General features: G+C 63.5%; 19 protein-coding genes, 1 tRNA gene and 1 pseudogene. 12 read left to right on the top strand and 9 right to left on the bottom strand.

Features of this window, described 5'->3' with window-relative positions:
- Position 1 precedes the first annotated feature (1 nt).
- The 5 genes from GTW58_RS03360 (at position 2) to GTW58_RS03340 (ending at position 6080) form a co-directional block, all read left to right on the top strand.
- A complete protein-coding gene (locus tag GTW58_RS03360; RefSeq protein ID WP_119932368.1) occupies positions 2-1966 on the top strand; it encodes an ABC transporter ATP-binding protein in 1965 nt (654 codons plus the stop codon).
- Between the two features lie 145 nt (positions 1967-2111).
- Positions 2112-2714 (top strand): TIGR03085 family metal-binding protein, encoded by a 603-nt coding sequence (locus tag GTW58_RS03355; protein ID WP_119932369.1) that lies wholly within the window; start codon positions 2112-2114, stop codon positions 2712-2714.
- Between the two features lie 90 nt (positions 2715-2804).
- Positions 2805-3767: a hypothetical protein gene (locus GTW58_RS03350; protein WP_157980434.1), complete on the top strand. Its 963-nt coding sequence runs from the start codon at positions 2805-2807 to the stop codon at positions 3765-3767.
- Positions 3768-3942: 175 nt separating this feature from the next.
- Complete coding sequence (locus GTW58_RS03345) at positions 3943-4545, top strand: hypothetical protein (protein WP_157980435.1); 603 nt, start codon at positions 3943-3945, stop codon at positions 4543-4545.
- A 167-nt stretch (positions 4546-4712) separates the two neighbouring features.
- On the top strand, positions 4713-6080 hold the full coding sequence (locus GTW58_RS03340; protein WP_119932372.1) for an NtaA/DmoA family FMN-dependent monooxygenase: 1368 nt from the start codon (positions 4713-4715) through the stop codon (positions 6078-6080).
- Positions 6081-6104: 24 nt separating this feature from the next.
- Here the strand turns inward: GTW58_RS03340 and GTW58_RS03335 are convergent.
- Positions 6105-6177: transfer RNA gene (locus GTW58_RS03335), tRNA-Thr, on the bottom strand.
- Between the two features lie 80 nt (positions 6178-6257).
- Positions 6258-7190, bottom strand: a complete 933-nt coding sequence (locus tag GTW58_RS03330; protein ID WP_168023452.1) for a DsbA family protein — start codon at positions 7188-7190, stop codon at positions 6258-6260.
- Positions 7191-7455: 265 nt separating this feature from the next.
- Here GTW58_RS03330 and GTW58_RS03325 point away from each other — a divergent pair, with 265 nt between their 5' ends.
- Positions 7456-8919 carry an alpha,alpha-trehalose-phosphate synthase (UDP-forming) gene (locus GTW58_RS03325; RefSeq protein ID WP_119932374.1) on the top strand — a complete coding sequence of 488 codons (1464 nt, stop codon included), beginning with the start codon at positions 7456-7458 and terminating at the stop codon, positions 8917-8919.
- The gene (otsB, locus tag GTW58_RS03320) at positions 8916-9734 is read left to right on the top strand and encodes a trehalose-phosphatase (RefSeq protein ID WP_119932375.1); all 819 of its coding nucleotides are present in this window, start codon (positions 8916-8918) and stop codon (positions 9732-9734) included. Before GTW58_RS03325 ends, otsB begins: the two co-directional genes overlap by 4 nt.
- 1 nt (position 9735) lies before the next feature.
- Here the strand turns inward: otsB and GTW58_RS03315 are convergent, their stop codons facing one another.
- From GTW58_RS03315 to GTW58_RS03295, 5 genes are all read right to left on the bottom strand, one after another.
- Positions 9736-10638, bottom strand: coding sequence for a sugar ABC transporter permease (locus tag GTW58_RS03315; RefSeq protein WP_047688358.1), 903 nt, complete (start codon positions 10636-10638; stop codon positions 9736-9738).
- Positions 10638-12290, bottom strand: coding sequence for an ABC transporter permease subunit (locus GTW58_RS03310; protein WP_119932376.1), 1653 nt, complete (start codon positions 12288-12290; stop codon positions 10638-10640). Before GTW58_RS03310 ends, GTW58_RS03315 begins: the two co-directional genes overlap by 1 nt.
- Entirely contained in the window at positions 12290-13423 is a 1134-nt protein-coding gene (locus GTW58_RS03305) for a sugar ABC transporter substrate-binding protein (protein ID WP_342453290.1), read from the bottom strand. The genes GTW58_RS03310 and GTW58_RS03305 overlap by 1 nt, the downstream gene beginning before the upstream one ends.
- A gap of 325 nt (positions 13424-13748) precedes the next feature.
- Positions 13749-14132: a type II toxin-antitoxin system VapC family toxin gene (locus GTW58_RS03300; RefSeq protein WP_119932378.1), complete on the bottom strand. Its 384-nt coding sequence runs from the start codon at positions 14130-14132 to the stop codon at positions 13749-13751.
- Complete coding sequence (locus tag GTW58_RS03295) at positions 14129-14353, bottom strand: FitA-like ribbon-helix-helix domain-containing protein (RefSeq protein WP_197052107.1); 225 nt, start codon at positions 14351-14353, stop codon at positions 14129-14131. The genes GTW58_RS03300 and GTW58_RS03295 overlap by 4 nt, the downstream gene beginning before the upstream one ends.
- A gap of 256 nt (positions 14354-14609) precedes the next feature.
- Between GTW58_RS03295 and GTW58_RS03290 the strand changes: the two genes are divergently transcribed.
- Together GTW58_RS03290 and GTW58_RS15080 are read left to right on the top strand one after the other, a co-directional pair.
- The gene (locus GTW58_RS03290) at positions 14610-15956 is read left to right on the top strand and encodes a DUF4032 domain-containing protein (RefSeq protein WP_119932397.1); all 1347 of its coding nucleotides are present in this window, start codon (positions 14610-14612) and stop codon (positions 15954-15956) included.
- 47 nt (positions 15957-16003) lie between these two features.
- A pseudogene (locus GTW58_RS15080) lies at positions 16004-16635 on the top strand (YoaK family protein).
- 18 nt (positions 16636-16653) lie between these two features.
- On the opposite strand, the gene GTW58_RS03280 reads toward GTW58_RS15080, so the two are convergent.
- Together GTW58_RS03280 and GTW58_RS03275 are read right to left on the bottom strand one after the other, a co-directional pair.
- Positions 16654-17238: a TetR/AcrR family transcriptional regulator gene (locus tag GTW58_RS03280; protein WP_119932379.1), complete on the bottom strand. Its 585-nt coding sequence runs from the start codon at positions 17236-17238 to the stop codon at positions 16654-16656.
- A 60-nt stretch (positions 17239-17298) separates the two neighbouring features.
- Entirely contained in the window at positions 17299-19542 is a 2244-nt protein-coding gene (locus tag GTW58_RS03275; RefSeq protein WP_119932380.1) for an SDR family oxidoreductase, read from the bottom strand.
- A 152-nt stretch (positions 19543-19694) separates the two neighbouring features.
- On the opposite strand from GTW58_RS03275, the gene GTW58_RS03270 reads away from it, so the two are divergent.
- From GTW58_RS03270 to GTW58_RS03260, 3 genes are all read left to right on the top strand, one after another.
- On the top strand, positions 19695-20477 hold the full coding sequence (locus tag GTW58_RS03270; RefSeq protein ID WP_119932381.1) for an SDR family NAD(P)-dependent oxidoreductase: 783 nt from the start codon (positions 19695-19697) through the stop codon (positions 20475-20477).
- Positions 20478-20480: 3 nt separating this feature from the next.
- Positions 20481-21398, top strand: coding sequence for a lysophospholipid acyltransferase family protein (locus GTW58_RS03265; protein WP_119932382.1), 918 nt, complete (start codon positions 20481-20483; stop codon positions 21396-21398).
- 93 nt (positions 21399-21491) lie between these two features.
- Positions 21492-23228 (top strand): FAD-binding oxidoreductase, encoded by a 1737-nt coding sequence (locus GTW58_RS03260; RefSeq protein ID WP_119932383.1) that lies wholly within the window; start codon positions 21492-21494, stop codon positions 23226-23228.
- The last annotated feature ends 292 nt before the right edge of the window (positions 23229-23520 follow it).

Genomic DNA, 23520 nt, shown 5'->3' with positions numbered 1-23520 from the left:
CATGAGCAGCACTGAAAACTCTCCGGAGCTGAACACGGAGGCTGCCGAGCCCAGCGATGACATCGAGGTCCTGGGTGAAGGGGTGCCCCCGGGCAAGAAGGCCAGGCACTTCTGGCCCACGGTGGGCCGGATCGCAGGGCTGTTCCGCGGTCACCGCTCCCGGATGATTCTGGTCACCGCGTTCATCACCGGTTCCGTGGTCCTGGCCGTTCTGGCCCCTCAGTACCTGGGACGGGCCACCGACGTCGTTTTTGCCGGAGTCCTGCAACGCGACCTCCCCGCGGATTCCACCCAGGAGCAGGTGGTCAATGACCTCCGCGATCAGGGCCAGAACTCTCTGGCGGACGTGTTCTCCACCATGGATCTGGTGCCTGGTGCGGGCATCGACTTCCAGCGCCTGGGCATGATCATTCTGCTGGTGCTGGCCATGTATGCCGGATCCTCCGTGCTGCAGTGGGCGCAGGGTTACCTGCTGAACAAGATTTCCGTGGTGATCATCCGTGACCTACGCAAACAGGTGGAGGACAAGATCCACCGCCTGCCGCTGAGCTACTTTGACACCCGCCGCCGCGGAGAGGTCATGTCCCGGGTGACCAACGACGTCGACAACGTCCAGACCACCCTGCAACAGACTTTTTCCACCCTGCTGGAATCCACCATGCGGGTGATCGGCATTGTGATCATGATGTTCATCCTTTCCTGGCAGTTGGCACTGGTGGCATTGGTGGCGCTGCCGCTGTCCGCTGTCGCAGCCGGTGTGGTTGGCTCACGTGCCCAAAAGCACTTCGGACAGCAGTGGGCAGCCACCGGCGCACTGAACGGTCAGATTGAAGAGGACTTCTCCGGGCACCGCCTGGTCACCATCTTCGGCAGGCAGGAAGCCATGGCCGAGCAGTTCGACGAGCGTAACGCCGAGCTCTACGACGCCGCTTTCAAGGCGCAGTTCGTCTCCGGCACCATCATGCCGATCATGCAGTTCATCAGCTGGTTGTCCTACGTGGGGATCGCCGTGGTGGGTGGTCTGCGCGTGGTCTCCGGCCAGATGACACTGGGTGCTGCCACCGCGTTCATCCAGTACTCACGTGAGTTCACCCAACCGCTGTCCCAGGTGGCCGGTATGGCCACCCAACTGCAGTCCGGCGTGGCCTCAGCCGAGCGGGTTTTCGAGTTGTTGGATGCTGATGAGCAGAACCCTGACCCCGCCACAGCCACCCTGCCCGAACGCACGGAAGGGCGTGTGGAGTTCCAGGACGTCAGCTTCTCCTACGCTGCCGATGAGCCGCTGATCCAGAACCTCTCCTTTGAGGCACACCCGGGTCACACCGTGGCCATCGTGGGCCCCACCGGCGCCGGGAAGACCACGCTGGTCAACCTGGTCATGCGGTTCTACGAGCTGAACTCGGGCCGCATCACCCTGGACGACACGGACATCACCACCATGACGCGCGGTCAGCTGCGTTCCCGGGTGGGTATGGTGCTGCAGGACGCCTGGCTGTTCGAGGGCACCATTCGGGAGAACATCCGCTACGGCCGCTTGGATGCCACCGATCAGGAGGTTGAGGCTGCCGCAGTGGCCACCTCCGTGGACCGGTTCGTGCGCTCCTTGCCAGAGGGCTACGACACCGTGATCGAAGACGACGGCGGCAACGTCTCCGCCGGCGAGCGCCAGCTCATCACGATTGCTCGCGCGTTCTTGGCAGCTCCTGCCCTGCTGATCCTGGACGAGGCCACATCTTCCGTGGACACCCGCACGGAGGTTGCCGTGCAGAAGGCCATGGCCGCACTGCGTGAGGGACGCACCTCGTTTGTGATTGCCCACCGACTCTCCACCATCCGGGATGCAGACACCATCCTGGTGATGGAGCAAGGCCGGATCGTGGAACAAGGCGACCACGAATCCCTCCTGGCTGCTCGCGGCCCGTACTGGGAGCTCTACCGCAGCCAGTTCAAGGGGGGCACGGTCTGAGCCACCGGCGGTTTTCCGTTGAGACCTTGAGGAAACCCCAAGTTCCCTGACCGGTGGCATCGCGCTACGGTGGAATCATCAGCCCGCTGCATGATCACCATGCAGTGGGGAACACCATCGGCCCGGATCGGGCAGAGGAGTCACCGTGACCAACTTCGCCGTCGTCGAACGTCGCCATCTGGCAGCCCTGCTGCGTCGTGTGGGCCCGGACGCGCCCACGCACTGTGAAGGCTGGAACACCCGGGACCTGGCCGTGCACCTGGTGGAGCGTGACTCCCGTCCGGACATTCTGATGGGCAAGTTCGCACCCAAACTGCCTGTGTTGGGCAAACGCGCGGAAGCCGGGGATGCGGCTCTGTACGACCTCCCGTGGAACGAGCTGGTGGCCAAGGTGGAGAAGCCGTCCCTGCTCTCCCCCGCCCGCATCGGCCCTGTGGACAAGCGCATCAACACCGCTGAGTTCTTTGTGCATCACGAGGACGTCCGCCGCGCGCAGGAAACCTGGCACCGCCGTCAGCTGCTGCATGACGAGGAGAAGGACCTCTGGGGTTCCCTCCAGCTGATGGCCAAGCCCCTGCTGCGTAATGAGTCGGACTCGATTCTGCTGGTGGCATCCGGCTACGGCTCCGTCAGCGCTGGCAAGGGCAAGTCCAAGCGTGTGCAGCTGGTACGGGCCAACCCCTCCGAGCTGCTGCTGTGGGCCTTTGGTCGTCACGACGCCGCAGAGGTGGTCATCACCGAGGAGTGACTACCCTTTACCAGATAATCGTTTTCCTGTCCAACAAGTCAAACCCCGTATATTGGGCTCATGCTTGTTGAACCAGCGAGGCACATGGACGTGGCCGCGATCCTGCGCGACCTGAATGTTGAAATCGCAGGCGGCACCACGTCCGAGGAATGGCGCCTGCGCACCCCGGATGGCCGCTGGCGACAAGTCATGCCCCAGCAATACGTCAAGCGCCTGAACGCACACTCAGTACGCACCTCACAGAAAACAGGCTCGCGCCCACTGCACATCGGAACCACGGCCACAGAGGGGGTCACGACCCGAGCGTCCCAAGGTGAAATCGACGTCCTGACATCAGAACCACCACGTCTGATCATCGGTGGAAACACTTACGGCAAGGCTGATTCGCCACAAGATGTACCCCACACGGCCAGACGCCGCCCGGCCTGGATCCGGTGGGGTGTCATGCGCTACTTGCTGGTCACACGTCACCCCTCCCGCCATCGGGAGATCGCGGCCGCCCTGGGGACCTCGCAGCAGTCGGTGTCCAACGCGGCACGGTCACTGGGACAGTATGCCCGGGATCTCGGCGACGGGCTCACGGCTTGGGACCGGCCGGGCCTCTTGACGCAATGGACCTCCGACTATCCCGGACCGGGAGGTCAACTGTTCGGTTGGTACAGCCTTGCCCCGGTTCGAGAACAGGCAACCAAAGCGCTTGATCTGGCTCGGCTGCTCGATGAGGACGCACTTCTGAGCGGGGACGTGGCGGCCGATCACTTGGCCCCTTGGAAGATACCGACACAAGGGATCGTGTACACCCGATCGCCAATGGACCTCACCGGAGAGGGGTTCGTCCCCGCGCCACTTGACCAAGCAACACTGGTGGTCTGCACACCGCAGGACCCGACCGTCTGGAAGCTTGCTGCGCCCCCAGATCAGTCAATTCTTGGATCACATGTCTTGGCCGATCCTGCACTGGTGTTCTGGGACGTTCATCGTGGCGCAGACCCCGACAGCCTCGAGGCAGCTGCGCAGATCGCAGAGCTTCTGTTGGGAGTGGACCGTGGATGAGGTCCACCAGCTGAAAGTTGTGTCCACCAGTAACGCCGACTCCCTGGGTTATCGAGCCCAGCAGGCGGTCGCAGCGGCCATGGGCGACAGCATCGATTACCGGCTCATCGGGGGCCACATGGTTCGTCTTCTGCTCGAGTTGTATCCCTGCAGCAGGGTCACGGCTCGGTCCACGTTGGATGCAGACGCCGCCGTCGATGAAGTTTCGGTCATTGCACCGGCCACTCAGGCCTTCGTGGATGCGGGCTTCAACAAGACCGCCGGCAATGCCTTCGTCATGGAGACGGGCGACCTGCAACGTCTGGAAATCAACATCCTGCTGGCCCGAAGCGGAGCCACCGCCGGTCTACGCGCAACCACGGTGGCAGGTGTGGGACAGGTCAACACTCTGCCTGAACTCACGTTCGCCCTCAACAGGCCCGGGCTGATGATCGATGTGGCCGCCGAGATTGGTCTTGACCAAACCATTCATTACAGAACACGCATACCGGACCTGGAATCCGCCGTCGTCCTGAAAGCCCACGCCTGGCACGGTCGACGAATGGCCAAAGACCTCGCAGACCTCAACTCGCTGCTCGAGATCCGTCAAGAACACGGCCTTTCCCCCTGGGCACTGGATTCCAGCCCGCTCAAGGGGCACCGACTGGACACCGCCCGGATCCTTCAACCGTTGGCCGATTCGCTCACCAAGATCCACACTGGATTTCAGGTGCCAGGGGACATCAACAGGCCTCGCTTGGCAGCCCTTATCGAAGAACACATCGCCAGTGTCCCTTGATCACGTGGAACCAGGGCCTCTAACGCCAACACGGTGACCATCACCGAACAGTGATACCCGGCCCCTCCCACGGGTTCACCAGGTCGATCCCGGTGTGCAGGATGGACGATGACTGGCGGTGATGGCCACCCCCATCACGGTCGGCCCCTCTGTGGCAGCATCAAGACATGATCCTGTGCGCGTTGGACATGATGGTCCCCACCCACCAGAGCACCGGCATGTGGCGGCATCCGCTGGCGGATGCGGAGCAGTACCGGGACCTGGGGTTCTGGACCGGGCACGCCAAATTGCTGGAGTCCGCCGGGTTCGACGTCGTGTTTTTTGCTGACGTTGCCGGTGTGTACGACGTCTTTGACGGTTCCGGGCGCAGCGCCATTTGCTCCGGCATGCAGTACCCCATGTTGGATCCGCTGCTGGCGGTGAGCGCCATGGCTTCGGCCACCACCACCCTGGGATTCGGAGTGACCGCCTCTGTCAGCTATGAACAGCCGTATCTGCTGGCCAGGCGCTTCTCCACCCTGGATCACCTGACGGACGGGCGGATTGCGTGGAACATCGTGACCGGGTATCAGGCCTCCGCCATGCGCAACCTGGGTGCCACGGATCAGGTGCCCCATCACGCCCGGTACAACCGCGCGGATGAGTTCATGGACGTGGTCTACAAGCTCTGGGAGGGGACGTTTGAATCCGACGCCCTGCAGGCCAACCCCAGCACGGGCGTGTACCTGGACCCGGACAAGGTCCACGGGGCCAACCACTCCGGGGAACACTTCATGGTGCCGGGTCCCGCGCTGACCCTGCCTGGGCCACAGCGGGTGCCGTTTCTGTTCCAAGCAGGCTCATCCCCACGGGGCCTGGCCTTTGGCGCCAGGCACGCGGAAGCCATGTTCTTCTCCGGTACCTCCACGCAGACCGTCCGCAAGCTCACGGACAATGCCCGCGACCTCTTGGAGGAAGCAGGGCGTCCCCGGGATGCCGCCCAGATGATCATGTCCATGACGGTGATCGCAGCAGAAACGGATGAGCAGGCCCGCCAGCGCCACCAGGAGTACCTGGAACACGTGGATCAGGAGGCAGCCCTTGCGCTGTTCGCGGGCTGGACCGGCCTGGATCTTGCCCAATTCCCTGCGGAAGCCACGTTGGAGGAGGTTCTGGACACCCTGACTGCGGACGGGCAGATCCAAGGCAACCGCTCGGCCCTGCAGTCCTTCACCACCCTGGATCCCGACCGGCGATGGACCGTGGGTGAGCTGGCGGCGCACATGGCCATCGGCGCCCGCGGTCCCGTGGTGGTGGGTTCGGCAGCCACGGTGGCGGATGAACTTGAACGCTGGTGCCGGGAGGCCGGGGTGGACGGTTTCAACGTGGATTACGCTGTGCGCGCCGTGGACATGGCAGCCTTTGCCGAACACGTGAGCCCGGAGCTGCGTCGTCGTGGCTTGTTGGCCGAACGCGCGGGCTCCACCCTGCGCGGGCGGCTGACGGGAGCCGATCACCCCGCCGATTCGCACCCTGCTGCGGCGTTCCGCCGGTAACCGGCGGTCAGCGGGCATGAAGAGAGCCCCCTACCGGATTCGAACCGATGACCTGCTGTTTACAAGGCAGCTGCTCTACCAACTGAGCTAAGGAGGCGCGTTCCAAAAACGGAACCCGCCCATGATAGCGGCTGCCCGCCTGCGGTTCACATCGGCCTGCCCCACACCCGGACAGACTCAGAAACAACGACGGCGCCCCGCAACACATGTGCTGCGGGGCGCCGTCGTGAAACGGGGGCGGGGGGGCCCCCCGACGTGAAACGTGGGCCAGCCCTTGGCCGACTCGACCGTCTCCTTGATGCCCTCACTCTGATCCCAGACGGTGCCGTCAATGATCACGGTGGGGGTACCGGTCACACCGTTGTCCTGCGCCAAGGCAGTGGTGTAGTTGACCATGGTGCGCCATTCGCCGTCGTTGACTGCATCGCTCACGTCGGCGCCGTGGTTGGCGGCAATGTCGATGATCTCCTGGTTGTCCAGGCCACCGGTGCCCTGGTGGCTGTACATCTCCTTCTGGAACTCCAGCGCCTCCTTGGTGCCCACCTGATCGGCCACCGCGTAGTAGGCGTTGGCTGCGCGGGAGGAGTAGTACGTGGCGTTGTCCAGGAAGTTCACCGTGCGGTACTCCACGGTGGCATCGCCGTTCTCCACCAGCTCAGCGATGTCGTCCCCGTACTGGGTTTCCAGCTCGGCGCAGTGCACGCAGTCAAAGTCCTGCCAGATCACGATCTGAACGGGATCCCCTGAATCCTTGGCCGTCCCCGGCTCCACAATGCCTTCCGCATCTGGTTCCGCAGCCGGGGTCTCCGGTGGTGCGGGGACGTCGTTGACATCAACTTGATCGGTCTCGGAGCTGTCCTTGGTCACGCCGTCGGCGGTCAGCACAATGCCGCCGTACTGGTTGGAGGATGCGGGCACGGGGCCGGAATCGGCCACCTGCTGCGAGCGCACCTGCCAGAACACCAGGCCGATGATCACCAGGATGGCCACCACCAGGGCCGCGATGCCGCCAATCAACAGTTTGCGCTGACGGGCATCGGACTTGGCGTGCTTGTCCGCAATCTGACGGGCCTGGGCCCTGAAGTCCTTTTGATCTGTCTTGCCGGCCATGGGTCCTCTTCTGACGTCCGGGGGTGGCCTCGGCCGCAGCCACCCACTGCAGTGGGTGGGCCGACCGAGCACCAGGCCTTTGTGTTTCGCTGCCAAGGATAACGGTCTTCGTTATCCAGCTGTTTCCCAGATTCGTGTGTGCTGGTCATGACTGCTGGCTGCATTGCACTGATCGGCCACTGTTGCCCGCGGACAAGGGACGGTGGCCAGATGGCCAGTAGACTGATCAGTGAACAACCCCACAGCTGCCTGAGGAGTTTTTGCCATGTGCCCAGTGTCCGAATCCCCGAACTCGGAGGGCGCCCAGTACGACTTTGTGGTGGTCTCCAACCGGCTTCCCGTGGACCGCGTGGTGGATGACACCGGTGATTCAACCTGGCGCCGCTCCCCCGGCGGCTTGGTCTCCGCACTGGCCCCGGTGATGGCCACCAACGACGGCGCCTGGGTCGGTTGGTCCGGTGGCGCGGATGAATCCCTGGATCCGTTCGACCACGATGTGTTCCACCTGGTTCCCGTTCGCCTTTCCGCAGATGAGGTGGGGCAGTTCTACGAAGGGTTCTCCAACGCCACCCTGTGGCCGCTCTATCACGACGTCATTGCACCGCCTGAGTTCCACCGCACCTGGTGGAACGCTTACAAGAAGGTCAACCGCCGCTTTGCAGAGGCCACGGCCGCCACTGCCGCGCAGGGGGCCACCGTGTGGATCCAGGACTACCAGTTGCAGTTGGTGCCCCGGATGCTGCGCGAGCTGCGCCCTGATCTGACCATCGGGTTCTTTGACCACATCCCCTTCCCTCCCCTGGAGATTTTTGCCCAGCTGCCCTGGCGCCGTGCCGTGTTGGAGGGGCTCACCGGTGCGGATCTGATCGGCTTCCAGCGCCCCGGGGACGCTCAGAACTTCATGCGTTGCGTACGCCGCTACCTGGGTGTCACCTTCCGGCACGGGCAGGCACGGATCAGCCCGGAGGGTGCGGAGAACGACGACGACGCCTGGACGCTCAAGGTGGCCTCCTACCCCATCTCCATTGATGTGGCAGCCATCCGTGAGATGGCTGCCAAGCCGGAGACTCAGGAGCGTGCGCAGGAGATTCGGCGCGAGTTGGGAGATCCCACCACGGTCTTCCTGGGGGTTGACCGCCTGGACTACACCAAGGGCATCCGCCACCGCATCAAGGCTTACGGCGAGCTCCTGGAGGACGGTGCTCTCACCGTGGGTGAGGACGTGCTGATCCAGGTTGCCTCCCCGTCCCGCGAGCGTGTGGAGTCCTACAAGCTGCTGCGTGAACAGGTGGAAGGCATGGTGGGCCGGCTCAACGGTCAGTACGACACCATGGAGCACACCGCCATCCGGTACCTCCACCACGGCTACCCGTTCCAGGAGATGGTGGCGCTCTACCTGGCCACGGACGTCATGCTGGTCACCTCCTTGCGGGACGGCATGAATCTGGTGGCCAAGGAGTACGTGGCTGCCAAGTCGGACGGGTCTGGGAGACTGGTGCTCTCCGAGTTCACGGGGGCCGCCGAACAGCTCAAACAGGCCATTCTGGTCAACCCGCATGACATTGATGAACTCAAGGAACTGATCCTGCTGGCCAAGGACATGCCCGCAGATCAAGCCCGACGTCGAATGCGCGCCATGCGCAGGCAGGTGCTGACTCACGACGTCAACCACTGGCAGGACAAGTTCCTTCAAGACCTGACTGACCTCAAGACCCCGGAGACGTCATGACCAACCCGACCGACGAGTTGCCCGCACCCCGAGTGGAAGACGACGCCCTGCTGGAGCACTTGCGGCGCGCGGCCGGCGCCGAGCGTCTTCTGGTGGCCCTGGACTTTGACGGCACCCTGGCCTACTTCACGGAGGACATTGCGGCCTCCCGAGCAGTTGACTCAGCTGAAGCCGCCCTGGAGACCTTGGCCGGGCTGCCCAACACCTGGGTGGCTGTGATCTCCGGGCGGACCATGGACTTCCTGCATTCCGCAGTGGACCCGCACCGCAGGATGCTGCTCTCCGGTTCCCACGGCGGGGAGTACGACCTCAGCATCCTGGGTCCGGAGGCCACCAGCAGCGGCATCGAACTCGGCTCCACACAGCAGACCCTGCTGGATCAGGCGGTGAGCGCCACCCGAGACCTGGTTGATCGCCACCCCGGTGCTGTGGCCGAGTACAAACCCGGCGGGGTGGCCTTCCACACCCGCACCCTGGAGAACCCTGGTGACTCAGATGAGGCCCTGGCCACCATGCACGCAGAGTTCTCTGCGTTGGAGGGACTGCGCATCACCCCGGGTGAGATGGTCATGGAGTGCTCCGTGCTGACCTCAGACAAGGGCCAGGCCGTCACCGCTTTGATCAATGCCGTGCAGCCTGATGTGACGCTGTTCGCCGGTGACGACGTCACCGATGAACACGGGCTTGCCGTGCTGGGACCCGATGACCTGGGCATCAAGGTGGGGCCCAAGGACACCGTTGCCCCGTACCGTGTGGCTGATCCGGATGCCATGGGGGCGGTCCTGGCGCAGTTGGCTGAACTGCGCCAGGGCTGACTCACCCCTTGACGGCACCACCCGTCAGGCCCGCCACGATGTAGCGCTGCAGGAAAAGGAACAGCAGCATCACGGGCAGTGCGGCAATGATGGCCCCTGCGCTGAACACTCCCCAGTCCTCACCGAACTGCACGGAGACGAATTCGTAGAGGCCAACCGCCAGCGTGTACTGGGAGGGGTCCTGCAGCACAATCTGTGCCAGCAGGAAGTCTGAGAACGCCATGATGAAGGACAGCATGGCCACCACCACCAGGATGGGGCGCACCAACGGCAGGATCATGGTCCAGTAGATCTGCGCATGCGAGGCGCCATCGATCGTGGCAGCTTCATCAATGTCACGCGGGATCGTGTTGAAGAACCCGTACATCAGGAACGTGTTGGCACCCAAGGCACCACCCAGATACACGGCGATCAAGCCCATCCGGGAGTTCAGCCCCAGGAACGGATAGACCCCGGAGATGGCGAACAGCAGCAAGAAGATGGCCACAAACGCCAACAGCTGCGGGAACATCTGGATCACCAGCAAGGACATCAGGCCCTTGCGGCGCCCGTTGAAACGGAAACGGGAGAACGCGTAAGCCGCTGCCGCGCCCATCAGAGTGGTGCCAAGGGCAGTGGCACCGGCAATCACCAGTGAGTTCACAAACCACCGCATGAACGGCGTCTGCGGATCGGAGAACAACTGCTGGTAATTGGCCCCTGTCACCGTGGCGAACAGCTGGTTGGAACCCATCAAAGATCCTGCCTCTGACAGGGAAGATGACAGCGCGTAGACCAAGGGGAACAGCGCGAACACGCACATGATCAGCGCCACCACGTGACGCCACCACGCGTTGGAACGCCCGGCCTTGGTTCTGCGCTTACGCCCGCGCTGTGTCTGCGGCTGAGTGGTTGCGCTGGACATCAGTTGATCTCCTCAAGAGCCTTGGAGCGGCGGAAGGTCAGCAGGGACACCACGGCCACCATCACAAAGATCAAGATGGACAGCGCTGCCGCCAAACCGTAGTCATTGGTGCCACCGGAGAATGCGATCTTGTAGACAAAAGAAATCAAGATGTCCGTGGCGCCAACCCCGGTGGTGGAGTCCAGATCCTGCGGACCACCCTGTGTCACCAGGTAAATGACGTTGAAGTTGTTGAAGTTCATGGCAAAGGACGCGATCAGCAGAGGTCCCACCGCCACCATGAGCATGGGCAAGGTGATGGAGCGGAACCGGCGGACGGGGCCGGCCCCGTCCATGGCAGCTGATTCGTAGAGTTCCTCCGGGATGGACTGCAGAGCACCCGTGGAAATCAAGAACATGTAGGGAAATCCGAGCCACAGGTTCACCAAGAGCACGGAGAGCCGCGCCATCCACGGATCCTCCAGCCACGGAACACCGGCCCCGCTCAGAAGAACCTGGTTGACCCACCCGTAATCCGTGTTCAGCAACCCGGCCCAGATCAAGGCGGAGAGGAACATGGGGAAGGCGTACGGCATGAAAATGATGGCCCGGTAGATGTTGCGGCCCTTGAGGTTCTTGTCGTTGAGCAGAATCGCCAGCAATAACCCCAGCAGGAACGTGGAAGCCACGGAAATCAGCGCGAATGCAAAGGTCCACAACGTCACGGACAGGAACGGACCGCCAATGACCTCTGGATCAAACACCGCAGCAAAGTTGTCGAATCCAACGAACACCTGCCAGCCGGGTCGCAGTTCTTCCCCATCAGGAGAAACAAAGGCACCCGTTCCCTGATCCGCCCACACGGTGCCATCGGCATCAACCATGGCGTCCTGACCGTCGTCGTAGGTCAGTGTGGGTGTGTAGGCAAACGCTGTGGACCCATCAGCAGTCCGCAAGGCACCGTCTGCGGGGTCATCGGACACCGGAACTCGCAGCTCAGCAAGCTGCTCCGGTGAGTTCACGGTTTCTGCGTAGTCCAGGACCTCGTAACCATCCACTGCGGTCACTGAACCGTCGGAGGATTCCGCGTTCGCAGCCGGCGCCAAGGCAGTGTCCTGGGAACCCACCAGCACCTGGCCGTCCTGGAGGGTGGCCAGGGCAAGCGCACCGTCGTCGTCGCTGCTCAGCACTGTTACCGGGTACTGGGGTGAGCCCTCCACCCGTTGTTCGTAGGTTTGCTCCAGCTGGGCAATGGCATCTTCTTTGGTGCCGTTGTGGCCGTCACCGTAGTTGGTGAACGCCGTGTATCCCGTGTAAAGGATCACGAACACCTGGAACACCAGCAGGAAGATCAGCCCGGGGAAAAGATACTTGGCCGGAAGGATCCGCCTACCGGGTAGAAAATAGATCAGGTTGGCGGCAATCAACGCCAGAATCAGGAACACCGCAATGGCCCAGCTGCCCACACCGAATGCGGCAACGATTCCGTAAATGCCAAAGGCGTTGATCAACGCCATCAGGATCAACTTGACCACGAATCCCACACCGAACCCGCGCGAGTGTGCGCGCTTGGGTTCAGTGGCGGGCGCGGAGTCCCCCGCACCCCACGGCAGGGTGGTCTCCGCTGAGTTTCCGGCGGGCTCAGGCGCAGATGAACGGGTGGTGGAAGCCATCAGATCTGTCCCTCGATGTTGGAAATCATGTTCTCCCACAGCTGTTGCGGCTCGCCTCGGCCATCCACAATGGCGTTTTGAGCCGTTCCCCAGAAGCTCCAGACCGCACCCATGGCGGGAATGGCGGGCATGGGAAGAGCAGTTTCGGCAATGACGGCGTACTGCGTACGCCAAGGATCGTCCTGCATCTGCTCCACAGCCGTGGACGACGCCGGTGGCCGCCCAGTGGACTTGTAAAGCGCCAATTGAGATTCGGGCTGAGTGATCCAGTTGGTCACAAAGTCTTGGGCTGCCACGGGATTGCGCCCGTTGGCGTTGACAAAAAAGGCTTGCACGCCGGCAAAAGGACGCGCCTCCTCGGGGCCTGCCGGCGGGATGGGGAACACGGTGCAGTTCATCTCCGCTGCCTCCAGGTCCACCAGGTCCCACGGACCGCACAGGTGGAAACCGGACTCACCGTTGATGAACGCTTCCTTGGCGATGTCAGGCGTCATGGAAGTCCGCAGGTCTCCTGTCTCCCCCAGATCGGCCAGGTAGTTGGCGAACTGCTCACCCTCCGAGCCACCCATGGTTAGTTCCGGGAGGTATTCGCCGTCCTCATCCCGGGCAAAGACCTCGGCACCGAAGGATGTCTGGAGGGCGTACAGGTGGTACGGGTCCCCGTTGGTGGGTGACTGGGAGATGGTGAACGGGTACTGCAGCCCCTGCTCGTCCATCAGACGGCGCCCCACGGCACGCAGATCGTCGAAAGTCTCAGGTTCGTCCTGCGTGAGGTCGTCATTACGGACCATGGCCACACATTCCACGGCATACGGAACGCCGTAGCTCACGCCGTCGTAGGTCACCGCCGTCAGCGCGTTCTGCGTGAAATCCTCGCCCCGGTCCCCCATTTCCACGGAAGCGATTACCCCGTTGGCGGCCAACTGCCCCAAGTTGTCATGCGGGGAGATCAAAATGTCCGGCGCTTGCCCCATGGGCGCCTGGGCAATGAAGTCAGAGATGGACTGCGCGTTGATCTCCCGCTGAATGAACTCCACTGTGACCCCCGTGGCGTCCGTGAAACGTTCGGCGATCTGCTGCAGACCAGGTATTTCATCGTCACCGGCCTGGATCCTCAGCTGGCCGGGGCCCACCGGCAGGCCGCCCTGGCCGCCCGACCCACACGCACTGAGTACAGCGATCAATCCGAACCCTGAGGCGGCACCCAGTAGACGACGGCGGGTCAACCGCCCGTTCGCAGAATGTGGCGGTGGTGCTGGTGGTGGCGTCACAGGAGGAACCTCGTGGTTGGAGAGTGGTACACCGCTGCTCTTGCGGCAAGTAGAACCAACCTACGGGCCTCGCCACGTGATGCAGATCATCTGAGGTGGTGTGTCGCACATCTTTCGCACCCGCGTTGAAACGTGAACGGGTGTCGGGTCAATCAGCCCTGGAACGCGGTGCGGCAGGGACGGTGCTTCAGGGGGCTATCACGGTGCCGGGCACCGCCTTGATCAGCCTGGCGTCCAGGCTCAGGAGCCTGCACTCAAGTTCTCGTGCCAGGGCAACGTACATGGCGTCATACACACTGACGTTGTTGCGCAGATCCCACACTGCATCCAGAAGATCCACCCCCGGCAACTCCCTGACACCCAGCAGTGTGAACTCCTGAAGGGCTTGGCGCGCCTCCTGGTCCGTGATGTGCCCTCCCAGATACCAGCCCCGGAGAACGGAGACCACCTCCACCGTCAAGTGCTGGGGAGCAACCAGATCCTCCTGGGAAACGGCTTGGGCCACTCGACGTCCGCGTTGCGTTCCAAGCAGCAGCTCGGCGATTGCCGAAGCATCAACCACCAGCGTCACGACGCCGGTCGCACCCCTACCAGGACATCCTCAGCCGCGGGCAGGTTTTTTGGCGGTCGATCAGCAATGCGAGCCAGCAGCTCCGCCCGGCTGGGGCGGGCGGCCAGTTGCTCCAACTCGATCAGCAGATAATCGCTCAAAGATCTCCCTTCCAGCGCGGCCTTGGCCTTGAGGGCACGGCTGGTTGCCTCCGAAACATTGCGCACCTGAATAGTGGTCATGCACAGAGCATATCCAACATGCGGTATGCATGCTTTGGACTCACGAACTCAGACGCTCCGCCCACCGGCACAGACAAGGGCTCGGCACCCTGATCGGCTGCGGGTGCCCCGTGTAGGCTCGATGATCATGCAAAGTTCCTCATCGGGTTCCTCCCCACAAGCCCCCTGGGACACCTCTGCCACCGCGGGCTCCCCGTCATCCACTCCCTCCCTGGGAGGGGGCCCCGGGCAGGAAAAACTCCCCCCGGACACCACCATGAGTGGACCGCCTCCTGGCCGCTATCTGAAGCCGTCGGCCAGGAGGGTCAAGATCCAAACGGGTTTTCCCCAGCCCGAGCTGCTTGATCTGCCCTGGTCGACGCCCTTGGCGGAGTGGCCGGATGACGTCCTGGTGGCCTATCCCCGCGGGATCTCCCGACACGTGGTGCGCTTTGCCCAGGTGGGTGACCGGGTTCTGGCGGCCAAGGAGACCACGGCACGCAATGCCGCCCGCGAATACGACCTCCTGCGGCGACTGCGTCAGCTCGGCACCCCGTGCGTGGTGCCGGTTGCCGTGGTGACGGAGCGCCACAGCCGCGATGGCGAGGAACTGCCGGCCGTCTTGCTGACCGAGCACCTGAATTTCTCCCTGCCCTACCGGGTGCTGTTCTCCGAACACCCCGATGCCAACATCGCGGACAAGCTGGTGGATGCGCTGGCACTGCTGCTGGTGCAGCTTCACCTTGCCGGTTTCTACTGGGGAGACGTCTCCCTGTCCAACACCTTGTTCCTGCGTGACGCCGGTCGATTTGCTGCTTATCTGGTGGATGCCGAAACTGGTGAACTCCACCCGCAGCTAACCAAGGGACAACGCAGTTACGACCTCGAGTTGGCACGCACCAACGTGGCCGGGGAATTGATGGACCTCCTGGCCGGGTTCCATGACGACTCCCACGAAGGTCCCCCGCTGGATCCGTCCATGACCACCGGGGAGAAGGCTCATTACGAGCCGGCGGCCGCCACCACCGCCCTGACACAAATCGTCTCCTCCGCCCCAGTGCCGGTGGACCCGTTCATCACCTCCGAGCGAATCGTGGAGACCTACCAGAAGTTGTGGGCTGAACTCACGGGCGCGGAGCGCTTCCCGCACGAGCAGCGTTGGCGCGTGGCCGAACGGATCAAACGTCTCAACGACCTCGGGTTCGACGTCGAAGAAGCCTCCCTGGACACCGACGACGACGGTTACGTTCAGCTGGTCCCCCGCGTGGTGGAACCGGGACACCATTCCCGGCAGCTGCACAACATCACGGGCATGAACGCCCGTGAGAACCAGGCCCGCCGGATCCTCACGGACATCGCCCAGTTCGGACGCGCCCTCTACCCCGGCCTGCCGGATGACCTGACCGGGGCGTTGTGGATGCAGGAGGTCTACTCCAAGATCATGTCCGCCGTTCCCGCGGACCTGCGCACCAAACGTGAGCCCGCAGAGATCGTGCATGAGGTCCTGGAACACCGCTGGTTCCTGTCCGAACGACTCCGACAGGACGTCCCCACCAGTCAGGCGGTGGAGGACTACGTGGAGTCGCAGCTGCGGTCACGCCCGGACGAGCAAGTGATGCTGTGAGCGCAAGGCCCGAGTCACCGGATCGCTCCGCTACTCACCTGGCCCTGATGCTCGCCTTCACGTTCTGCACGGGCATGATCGATGCCTTGGGTTATCTGGGGCTGGACCGTGTGTTCACCGCCAACATGACCGGCAACGTGGTGATCCTTGGCATGGGCCTGATGGGCGCCGAGGGCTTACCTGTGCTGGGGCCGCTGCTGGCTCTGGGTGGTTTTCTCACAGGTGCAGGCATGGCGGGTCGCATTTTGCGCCGAATCCCCAAGGGCTGGGGCCACGCACCACGGTGATCATGTTGCTGGTGGGAGCCATCACCGCCACCTTGGGGCTCGGGTTGGCTCTGGAGCCTGGCAACATCCCGGCCTATCGCCAGGCGATTCCCGGACTCCTGGGGCTGGCCATGGGTGCTCAAGCTGCCACTGCCCGCAAAATCGGTCTCCAGGACATCATCACGGTGGTGGTGACCTCCACCATCACGGGCTTGGCTGCAGAGTCACGGCTGGCGGGTGGAACGGGGCAGGGCAATTCCCGACGCGTGGCGGCCGTGGCCCTGATCCTGGCCGGAGCCGCAGTGGGTGCCGGTCTGCTGTTGTGGTTGGGGCTGGGGTTCGGCTTGATGGTGGCCGGCAGCATCGTGGCCGCCGGCGCCGTCGTGGGCCATGTCTATGGCCGAGACGTCTGAAGCCATTAACTGGTCTGTTCACCCGACGGAGCGCATCAGGGTGTCACGCATACGGCGCGCCCAGTCATCCGGCAGGCTCCCTTCGCGTGCCACCTGGGCATAGGCCGATCCCAGCAGGGAATCGACAACGACGCCCAGGTCCACGTCCGCATCCATCTTTCCGGCATCAATCTGCAACTGCAGCAGTTCCAGCAGCTGTTCCATGCGCGGGCGCACCAGGTGTCTGCGTAGGATCCGTGACGTCTCCGAATGCGGTTCTGTCAGCAGGGTGACGGCTATACCGGTTCCGAGGTCCTCGATCAACACCCGCAGTGCGGTGTCCAGGGCGTGAACCCAGTCGTCCTGTGACCAGTTCTGCCGGTCCAACGCCAGTGGTTTGGGCGCCAGGTGCTTCTGGGCTCGGGACAGGACATCGTCCACCATGGCATCTGAGTTCGCGTAGCGCCGGTAGATGGAGGTCTTGGCCACCCCGGATTCCGCCGCCACTGCCTCGATGGACAGCCGCCCCGGGCCCTCCCGGGTCAGGATCCCCAGTACCGCTGCCATGATCTTGCGATCCGTGGTGACGGTGCGTGGATCGGGTGCGGAGTGATTTTCAGCCATGGTTCACCCACGCATCGACTGCGGTGATGGCGTGGGCGCGCAGGTGAACCATGGTTTGAGTCAGTGCTTCTTCCAGTCCTCGATCGGCCAGTGGTTGCGCTTGGCCAACCGGTACAGCGGGATGTCCGGGTTGACCGCATAGGCGTGGCCCACCAGCCCCAGCCAGGAGGAGTCCGCCACGGAATCGCCGTAGCCGAAGGAGCGCGTGAGGTCGTACCCGTTGTCATCGGCGTACTTCTTGAGCCACTGCGCACGGGCCTCGTCCACCAGCGGCGGGGTGGCCAGGTAACCCGTCAGCACACCGTCGCGCTCCACCATGGAACCGGCGATCACTTCATCAAACAGATCGGCAACCGGGGAGACCAACAGGTCCAGGGAACCGGTCACCAGCACGGTGCGGTGACCGGCTGCACGGTGTTCCTCGATCCGGGCCAGGGCACCGGGCTTGAGCACCTTGAGCATGTCCTCACCGAGCTTGCCGTCCACGGCTTCCCGGATCTTGGCGGACTCCATGCCTTCGTATCGGCGCATGAACGCCCGCACGAACTCGCCACGGTCCCGGCGCTCGGCCTTGACGTAAGTGGGAGTGGTGCGAACGGCGTCGATCAGGTCTGCGGGACGCTTGGCGGCAGGCAGTACCCGACGCTGCACGGCAAAGTACTGACCCACCACGGTGGAATCCAGCACTGTGCCCTCCAGATCAAAGATCGCCAGCACGTCAGTACCGGGCTTCAGTTCCTTGCGGGGCCGCTGGGCACGCCGCGCCCGGGCCGACGACGCCCGGGAGTAGGCGCGGGTCATCTCCGTCAGGGCCGGCAGGTGAATCTCCTGCCAGTAGGTCTTCCAGTTGATGTCCCGGGGGTCAAAGGTGCGGTCCTCAGGGGTGCCCTCCGGCAGGGAGGCGCTGAGCGCGCGGGTGTTGGTGTCGTCGAACACCATCTCCGTACGGGTGTAGTTCTGGTACAGGTCCACGTAGGTGCGCAGGGAACCCAGGCCGGACTGCATCTTGTGCAGAGAGTTGGTCCACTCCAGGGTGCGCTTGGTGGAGGGCAGCAGTGCGTTGAGGCGCCCGCCCCAGGCTGCCAGCTTCTCCTTGCCTGCCAGGGAACGAACCACGGCGTTGTTGGCGGGGAACCTCCACTCCGGGACCACCACGGGTTTGCCGTCAGGACCCTCCACGGGATTCTCCAGGAAGTACTCGCGCACGGAACCGTACATCTCGTGGAACGGCAGCGGGTTGGAGGCACCCGAACAGATTTGGTAGTAGCCGGCCTGCTCACGATCCCCATGTGATTCGCCCCGGTGTCCGTTGACCACCAGAGCCGTGATGGCGTTGACCACAAAGTCCACGGGGATCACGTCCAGCACGGAGTCCGGAAGCCCCGGGAACTCCGGCAGCGCGCCCTTGGCGTAGGCCATGATCAGGGGGTCCGCCACCTTGTAACCGTCAATCCACCCGGGCTGCGGGTGACGCAGCGCGGATTCGATGATGGCGGGGCGCACCACGGACAGCCGGTGTCCGTTGCCGCCCCACAGGTCCTCGGCAACACGCTCACCCATGGCCTTGGTGAACGTGTAGATGTCCGTCCACCCCAGGGACTGTGCGCGGGTGCGGCCCAGGTCCACCAGTCGCTGGGTGATCCACCCCGTCCGGGATGCCTCAGCGGAGGCGGCCACGGACTTGGGGCCACGCTTGCCCGTGGACTTGGTGGCGGAGTCGATGAAGGAATGCAGCTGCTCGGGCGTCCTGGAAGCCAGTTCGGCTTCTTCACGGGCGGCAACGGCGTAATCGAATTCACGGCGCCAGTCGACGTCGTGATCAATCGGTGCCTCAGGGCGCAGACCCTTGGCAATTCCACCCACGTAGCAGGTGGACACGTGGACCACGTGCGGGTCCTGACCGGAGGCCAGCAGGGCCTCGTACAGACTCAGGGCACCGCCCACGTTGGTGTTGAAGGCCTCGTCGATCGGAGGGTCGAATGAGACTGTGGAGGCCGAATGCACCACCACGTCAAAGGGCTGCTCAATGCCCTTCAGCGCAGACAGATCCCCTTCCAGCACGTCCGTGCGCTCCTGGAAGATCCGCTTGGCTTCGTCATCCCCCACACGCTCACGCCACGGCTTGAACACCGGCTTGCGGAACAGCTGTTCCAGCCGGGTCTGGGCGGTGATCTCACCCTTGGGGCGAATGACGGCGGTGATGTGGATGTTGTCCTCGGAGGACAGCAAGCGTTCCATCACGGCTTGCCCCAGGAAGCCGGTGGCTCCCGTGAGCAGGACTCGCTTGGTGGTGTTCTCAGACAACGGTTCTCCTCATGCCTTGCAGGCAGGTGATTCTGTGTGCGGTACGGCCACGGCCGTGATCAATCATGCTAGCCACGTTCCAGGGTCTCAGGGGCTGCGCGAACCACAGTGACACCCTTACGCTACGCCCCCCGTAGTGTACCGTGGGCGCTATGTTCACCGCATTGATCACGGGGGGAACCTCCGGCATCGGGGCCGCATTTGCCACTGCCCTGGCCAGCCGTGGATTGGACCTCGTTCTGGTTGCCCGAGACACCGCCCGCATGGAGCAGTTCGCCCATGAACTCCATGACCGGTACCGCGTCAACGTGGAGACCATCACCGCAGATCTGGCGGACCGCGACGACGTCGACCGCGTTGCCGCCCGTCTTGAGGATGCTGACCACCGGGTTGATCTGCTGATCAACAATGCCGGATTCTCTGTCAAGGGCCCCATTGCCGGCCCGGACCACGATCTTCAGGACGCCGGATTCGACGTCATGTGCCGCGCCGTCCTGGTGCTCTCCTCGGCTGCTGCCCGGACCATGGCCGCACGCGGCGAGGGCTGGATCCTCAACGTTTCCTCCGTGGCGGGTGCTGTGTCCATGGGCCCTTACTCCGCCATCAAGGCCTGGACCACCACATTCACGGAATCCTTGGCCGTGGAGCTCAAGGGAACCGGCGTGAAAGTCACAGCACTGCTGCCCGGATGGGTGCGTACCGAGTTCCACGCCCGCGCCGGCATCAGCGGCTCGTCCATTCCCAACTGGCTGTGGCTGCGGGCGGACAAGCTCGTGGAGGAAGCCTTGGAGGACCTGATCCGCGGCAAGGTCATTTCCGTACCGACCCTGAGGTACAAAGTGCTCATGGGGCTGGTCAAGGTTGCACCGCGGCCCATCATCCACACTGCTTCCGGATTGCTCAACGGCGCACGCGCCCGGGAAAAGAAAGCATGAGCCATGACTGACCAGGACCGCGAGCCCACCGCCCACTCCGGTGAACCGCATTCACGTCACGACGACGACGCCGCAGGCGCCGAGCAGCAGAAGAACCCCGCAACCGACCGTCTGAAAGTCATCTCCCAGTGGCGCCCGTGGGAGCCCTCGGAGCCTGCGCCCTACGTCCTGGACAGCATCGATGCCCACGGGGCTCCCCCTGAGGACCACGGACCCACACCAGTGGCGCCTCCGGCGGAATCTGCTCAGATCGGTCTTGAACATTTCACGGATCCGGGGCGTCGTCGTATGCGCGCCATCGCCCGCAAGATCTTCTTCAACGGCCTGGTGGATCGGACCATCACGCGTCGGGTGGAGCGCAAGCCGGGTGCTGAGGTCCTCAGCGGTGCCTGCGTGGTGGTGGCCAATCACTCCAGCCACCTGGATGCCCCGCTGATCATGAGTTCCCTCCCCGTGAACCTGCGTCAGCACGTGGCCACGGGTGTTGCCGCTGACTACTTCTTCACCACCTGGTACAAGAAGCTGTTCACCCAGCTGGTGTTCAACGCCTTCCCCATTGACCGCAAGGGAGCCGGCGAAAACCGCGGGCTGTCCCGCAAGTTGCTCAGTGCCGGAATCCCCGTCCTGGTGTTCCCTGAAGGAACTCGCTCCAAGGACGGCCGCATGCGCGAATTCAAGGTGGGAGCTGCAGCACTTGCCTCCTCCATCAAGGTGCCGGTCCTGCCCGTGGCCCTGATCGGTGCACACGAGGCCATGCCCCGGGACACCTCCTGGCCCAGACGCGGTCGCCCGCCGGTCGTCGTCGCCATTGGTGAGCCCCTCACCGTCAGAGAGAACGAGTCAACCGTCGCTTTCAACGAGCGCATCCAGGCCACGGTGCGCTCTCTCTACCGGGAGTACCGTCCGCTGATCGATCAGTGACCGCGTTCGGCGCAACCCGGGGCCACGGTTTCCGGTGGTGGATGGATTGGCGCGTAGAGTCGAACACTGAATCCGCACGGAAATGAGGTAGTAGTGCCAAACGTCAAGCATCAGAAGTGGTGGGGCTGGGGCGAGGAGAACGTCTTCTTCACCTGGCAGAACAAGCCGGCATTCGCACCCATGGTCAAACGCGCCATCGGCATTGATCTGCGGCCCCGTCAGCGCGACACCGTGGACTTTGCCACCGCTCAGGTACCCGAGACCCGCATCTCCACGGAGCAGTTGGAGATCTTGAATGGGATTGTCGGTGCGGACAACGCCGTGACCGAGGACCACACGCGCGTGGTCCACTGGGCAGGCAAGGCCGTCACGGACATCCTCAAGACGCTGCAGAACCGCTTTGACCGCATTCCCGACGTCGTGGTCTACCCCGGTTCTGAGGACGAGGTCCAGGCCCTGGTGGATGCCGCCGTGGAACTGGATCTGGTGCTCATTCCCTTTGGCGGAGGCTCCAGCATCTCTCGCAGCCTGCAACCGCGCCCGGAAGAGGAGCGGACCGTTGTGTCCGTGGATCTGGGCCGATTGAACAAGGTCCTGGAGATCGACGAAACCTCCGGACTGGCCCGCATCCAGGCCGGTGTGCTCGGACCGGACATGGAAGAGCAGCTGAACTCCCGCGGATGGACCCTGGGGCACTTCCCGGACTCCTTCAACCACTCGACTCTGGGTGGTTGGGCCGCCACACGCTCCTCCGGCATGCAGTCGGACAAGTACGGGGACATCGCGGACATCATCCGCGGCATGAACGTGGTCCGTCAAGGCGGTCTGGTCACGTTGCGCCCACTGCCCTCCACCTCCACTGGCCCGTCCCTGCGGGAGATGTTCATCGGTTCTGAGGGCCGCCTGGGCATCATCACGGAGCTCTGGGTGCAGGTGCACCGGGAGGCTGAGCAGCGCGAGGTCATCGCCTACATGTTCCCCACCTGGCAACAGGGACTCACAGCCATGCGCAAGATCCATGAGGCGGAAGTGCACACCACTTTCGCCCGGATCTCAGATGCTCACGAAACTGAGTTTTCTCTGGCCACGCAGAAGGCTCCTACTTCCCTCAAGAAGACCATCTCCGCCAAGGGGCAGGACGCACTGTGGGCGGTCATGCGCAAGCGCGGCTGGGACACCAAGGCCATGTGCATCGCTTATGTCTGCTACGAGGGCAGCAAGGACGACGTCGCCCGCAAGAAGAAGACCGTGGCTGGCATTGCCAAGGGCCAGGGTGCACTGATTCTGGGCTCCGGCCCTGGCGCTCTCTACGATCAGAAGAAGTTCGACACCCCCTACCTCCGCGATTTCCTGCTGGAGCAGGGCGTGATCGGAGATGTGTCTGAGACTGCTGCTCCGTGGTCACAGCTGACCACGGTTCACAAAAACGCTTACGCGGCCGCCCAGTCCGCCTTTGAGGAGCTGGGCAAGACCGGCTGGATCATGAGCCACATGTCCCACTCGTACCACGCGGGGGCATGCCTCTACTTCACGTTCGCCTTTGAGATCTCAGACAACGTGGACCACGAATACGCCTTGGTGAAGACCCGCATCCAGCAGTCCTTCATCGACTCCGGCGCAACCCTGTCTCACCACCACGGGGTGGGCGCAGAGCACAGCCCGTGGATGGAGCAGGACGTCTCCCCCGCCGGCGCAGATCTGATGCGCGGGTTGTTCGCCACCGCTGATCCCGGCCAGAACTTCAACCCCGGCAAGATCCTGGACTCCCCGGACACCCTCTACCGGGCTCTTGGCCAGGACCAGCCGCCGGCCCCAGGTGCGCAATCCTGAGGCCTTGAATGGGTGGTGACTCGTCCAAGTAGTCACCACCCTCTGCCAACGAGAAACCCACAGCCGCTTCGTACCCTCAACCCCCAGGCGCTTACGGGACCAGAGTTCCTAATCACTCCCATTGGGTGGTCAGTTTCCTGGCCGATCAGCGCTGATGGGCCAGGAAACCGACCACTCAACCAGCACCAGCACACCCCACCACAAACCCCCACCCCCAAGGGGGGTGCCTCTATGGTTTTCGTCAAGCCGCTAGGGCGACTGTCGACGGGGTCTGAGGCATGGTCGGGTCTTC

Source organism: Kocuria subflava (assembly GCF_012163155.1).
GTDB classification, from domain to species: Bacteria; Actinomycetota; Actinomycetes; order Actinomycetales; family Micrococcaceae; genus Kocuria; species Kocuria subflava.
The sequence above is the reverse complement of the archived record's forward strand: the minus strand, read 5'-3'. Positions and strand labels throughout refer to the sequence as shown.

Bases quoted from the DNA above. Each gene is read 5' to 3' on its own strand.
- GTW58_RS03360 (WP_119932368.1), top strand. From the start codon at position 2: ATGAGCAGCACTGAAAACTCTCCGGAGCTGAACACGGAGGCTGCCGAG.
- GTW58_RS03340 (WP_119932372.1), top strand. From the start codon at position 4,713: ATGATCCTGTGCGCGTTGGACATGATGGTCCCCACCCACCAGAGCACC.
- GTW58_RS03330 (WP_168023452.1), bottom strand. From the start codon at position 7,190: ATGGCCGGCAAGACAGATCAAAAGGACTTCAGGGCCCAGGCCCGTCAG.
- GTW58_RS03325 (WP_119932374.1), top strand. From the start codon at position 7,456: ATGTGCCCAGTGTCCGAATCCCCGAACTCGGAGGGCGCCCAGTACGAC.
- otsB (WP_119932375.1), top strand. From the start codon at position 8,916: ATGACCAACCCGACCGACGAGTTGCCCGCACCCCGAGTGGAAGACGAC.
- GTW58_RS03315 (WP_047688358.1), bottom strand. From the start codon at position 10,638: ATGTCCAGCGCAACCACTCAGCCGCAGACACAGCGCGGGCGTAAGCGC.
- GTW58_RS03310 (WP_119932376.1), bottom strand. From the start codon at position 12,290: ATGGCTTCCACCACCCGTTCATCTGCGCCTGAGCCCGCCGGAAACTCA.
- GTW58_RS03295 (WP_197052107.1), bottom strand. From the start codon at position 14,353: ATGACCACTATTCAGGTGCGCAATGTTTCGGAGGCAACCAGCCGTGCC.
- GTW58_RS03290 (WP_119932397.1), top strand. From the start codon at position 14,610: ATGAGTGGACCGCCTCCTGGCCGCTATCTGAAGCCGTCGGCCAGGAGG.
- GTW58_RS03280 (WP_119932379.1), bottom strand. From the start codon at position 17,238: ATGGCTGAAAATCACTCCGCACCCGATCCACGCACCGTCACCACGGAT.
- GTW58_RS03270 (WP_119932381.1), top strand. From the start codon at position 19,695: ATGTTCACCGCATTGATCACGGGGGGAACCTCCGGCATCGGGGCCGCA.
- GTW58_RS03265 (WP_119932382.1), top strand. From the start codon at position 20,481: ATGACTGACCAGGACCGCGAGCCCACCGCCCACTCCGGTGAACCGCAT.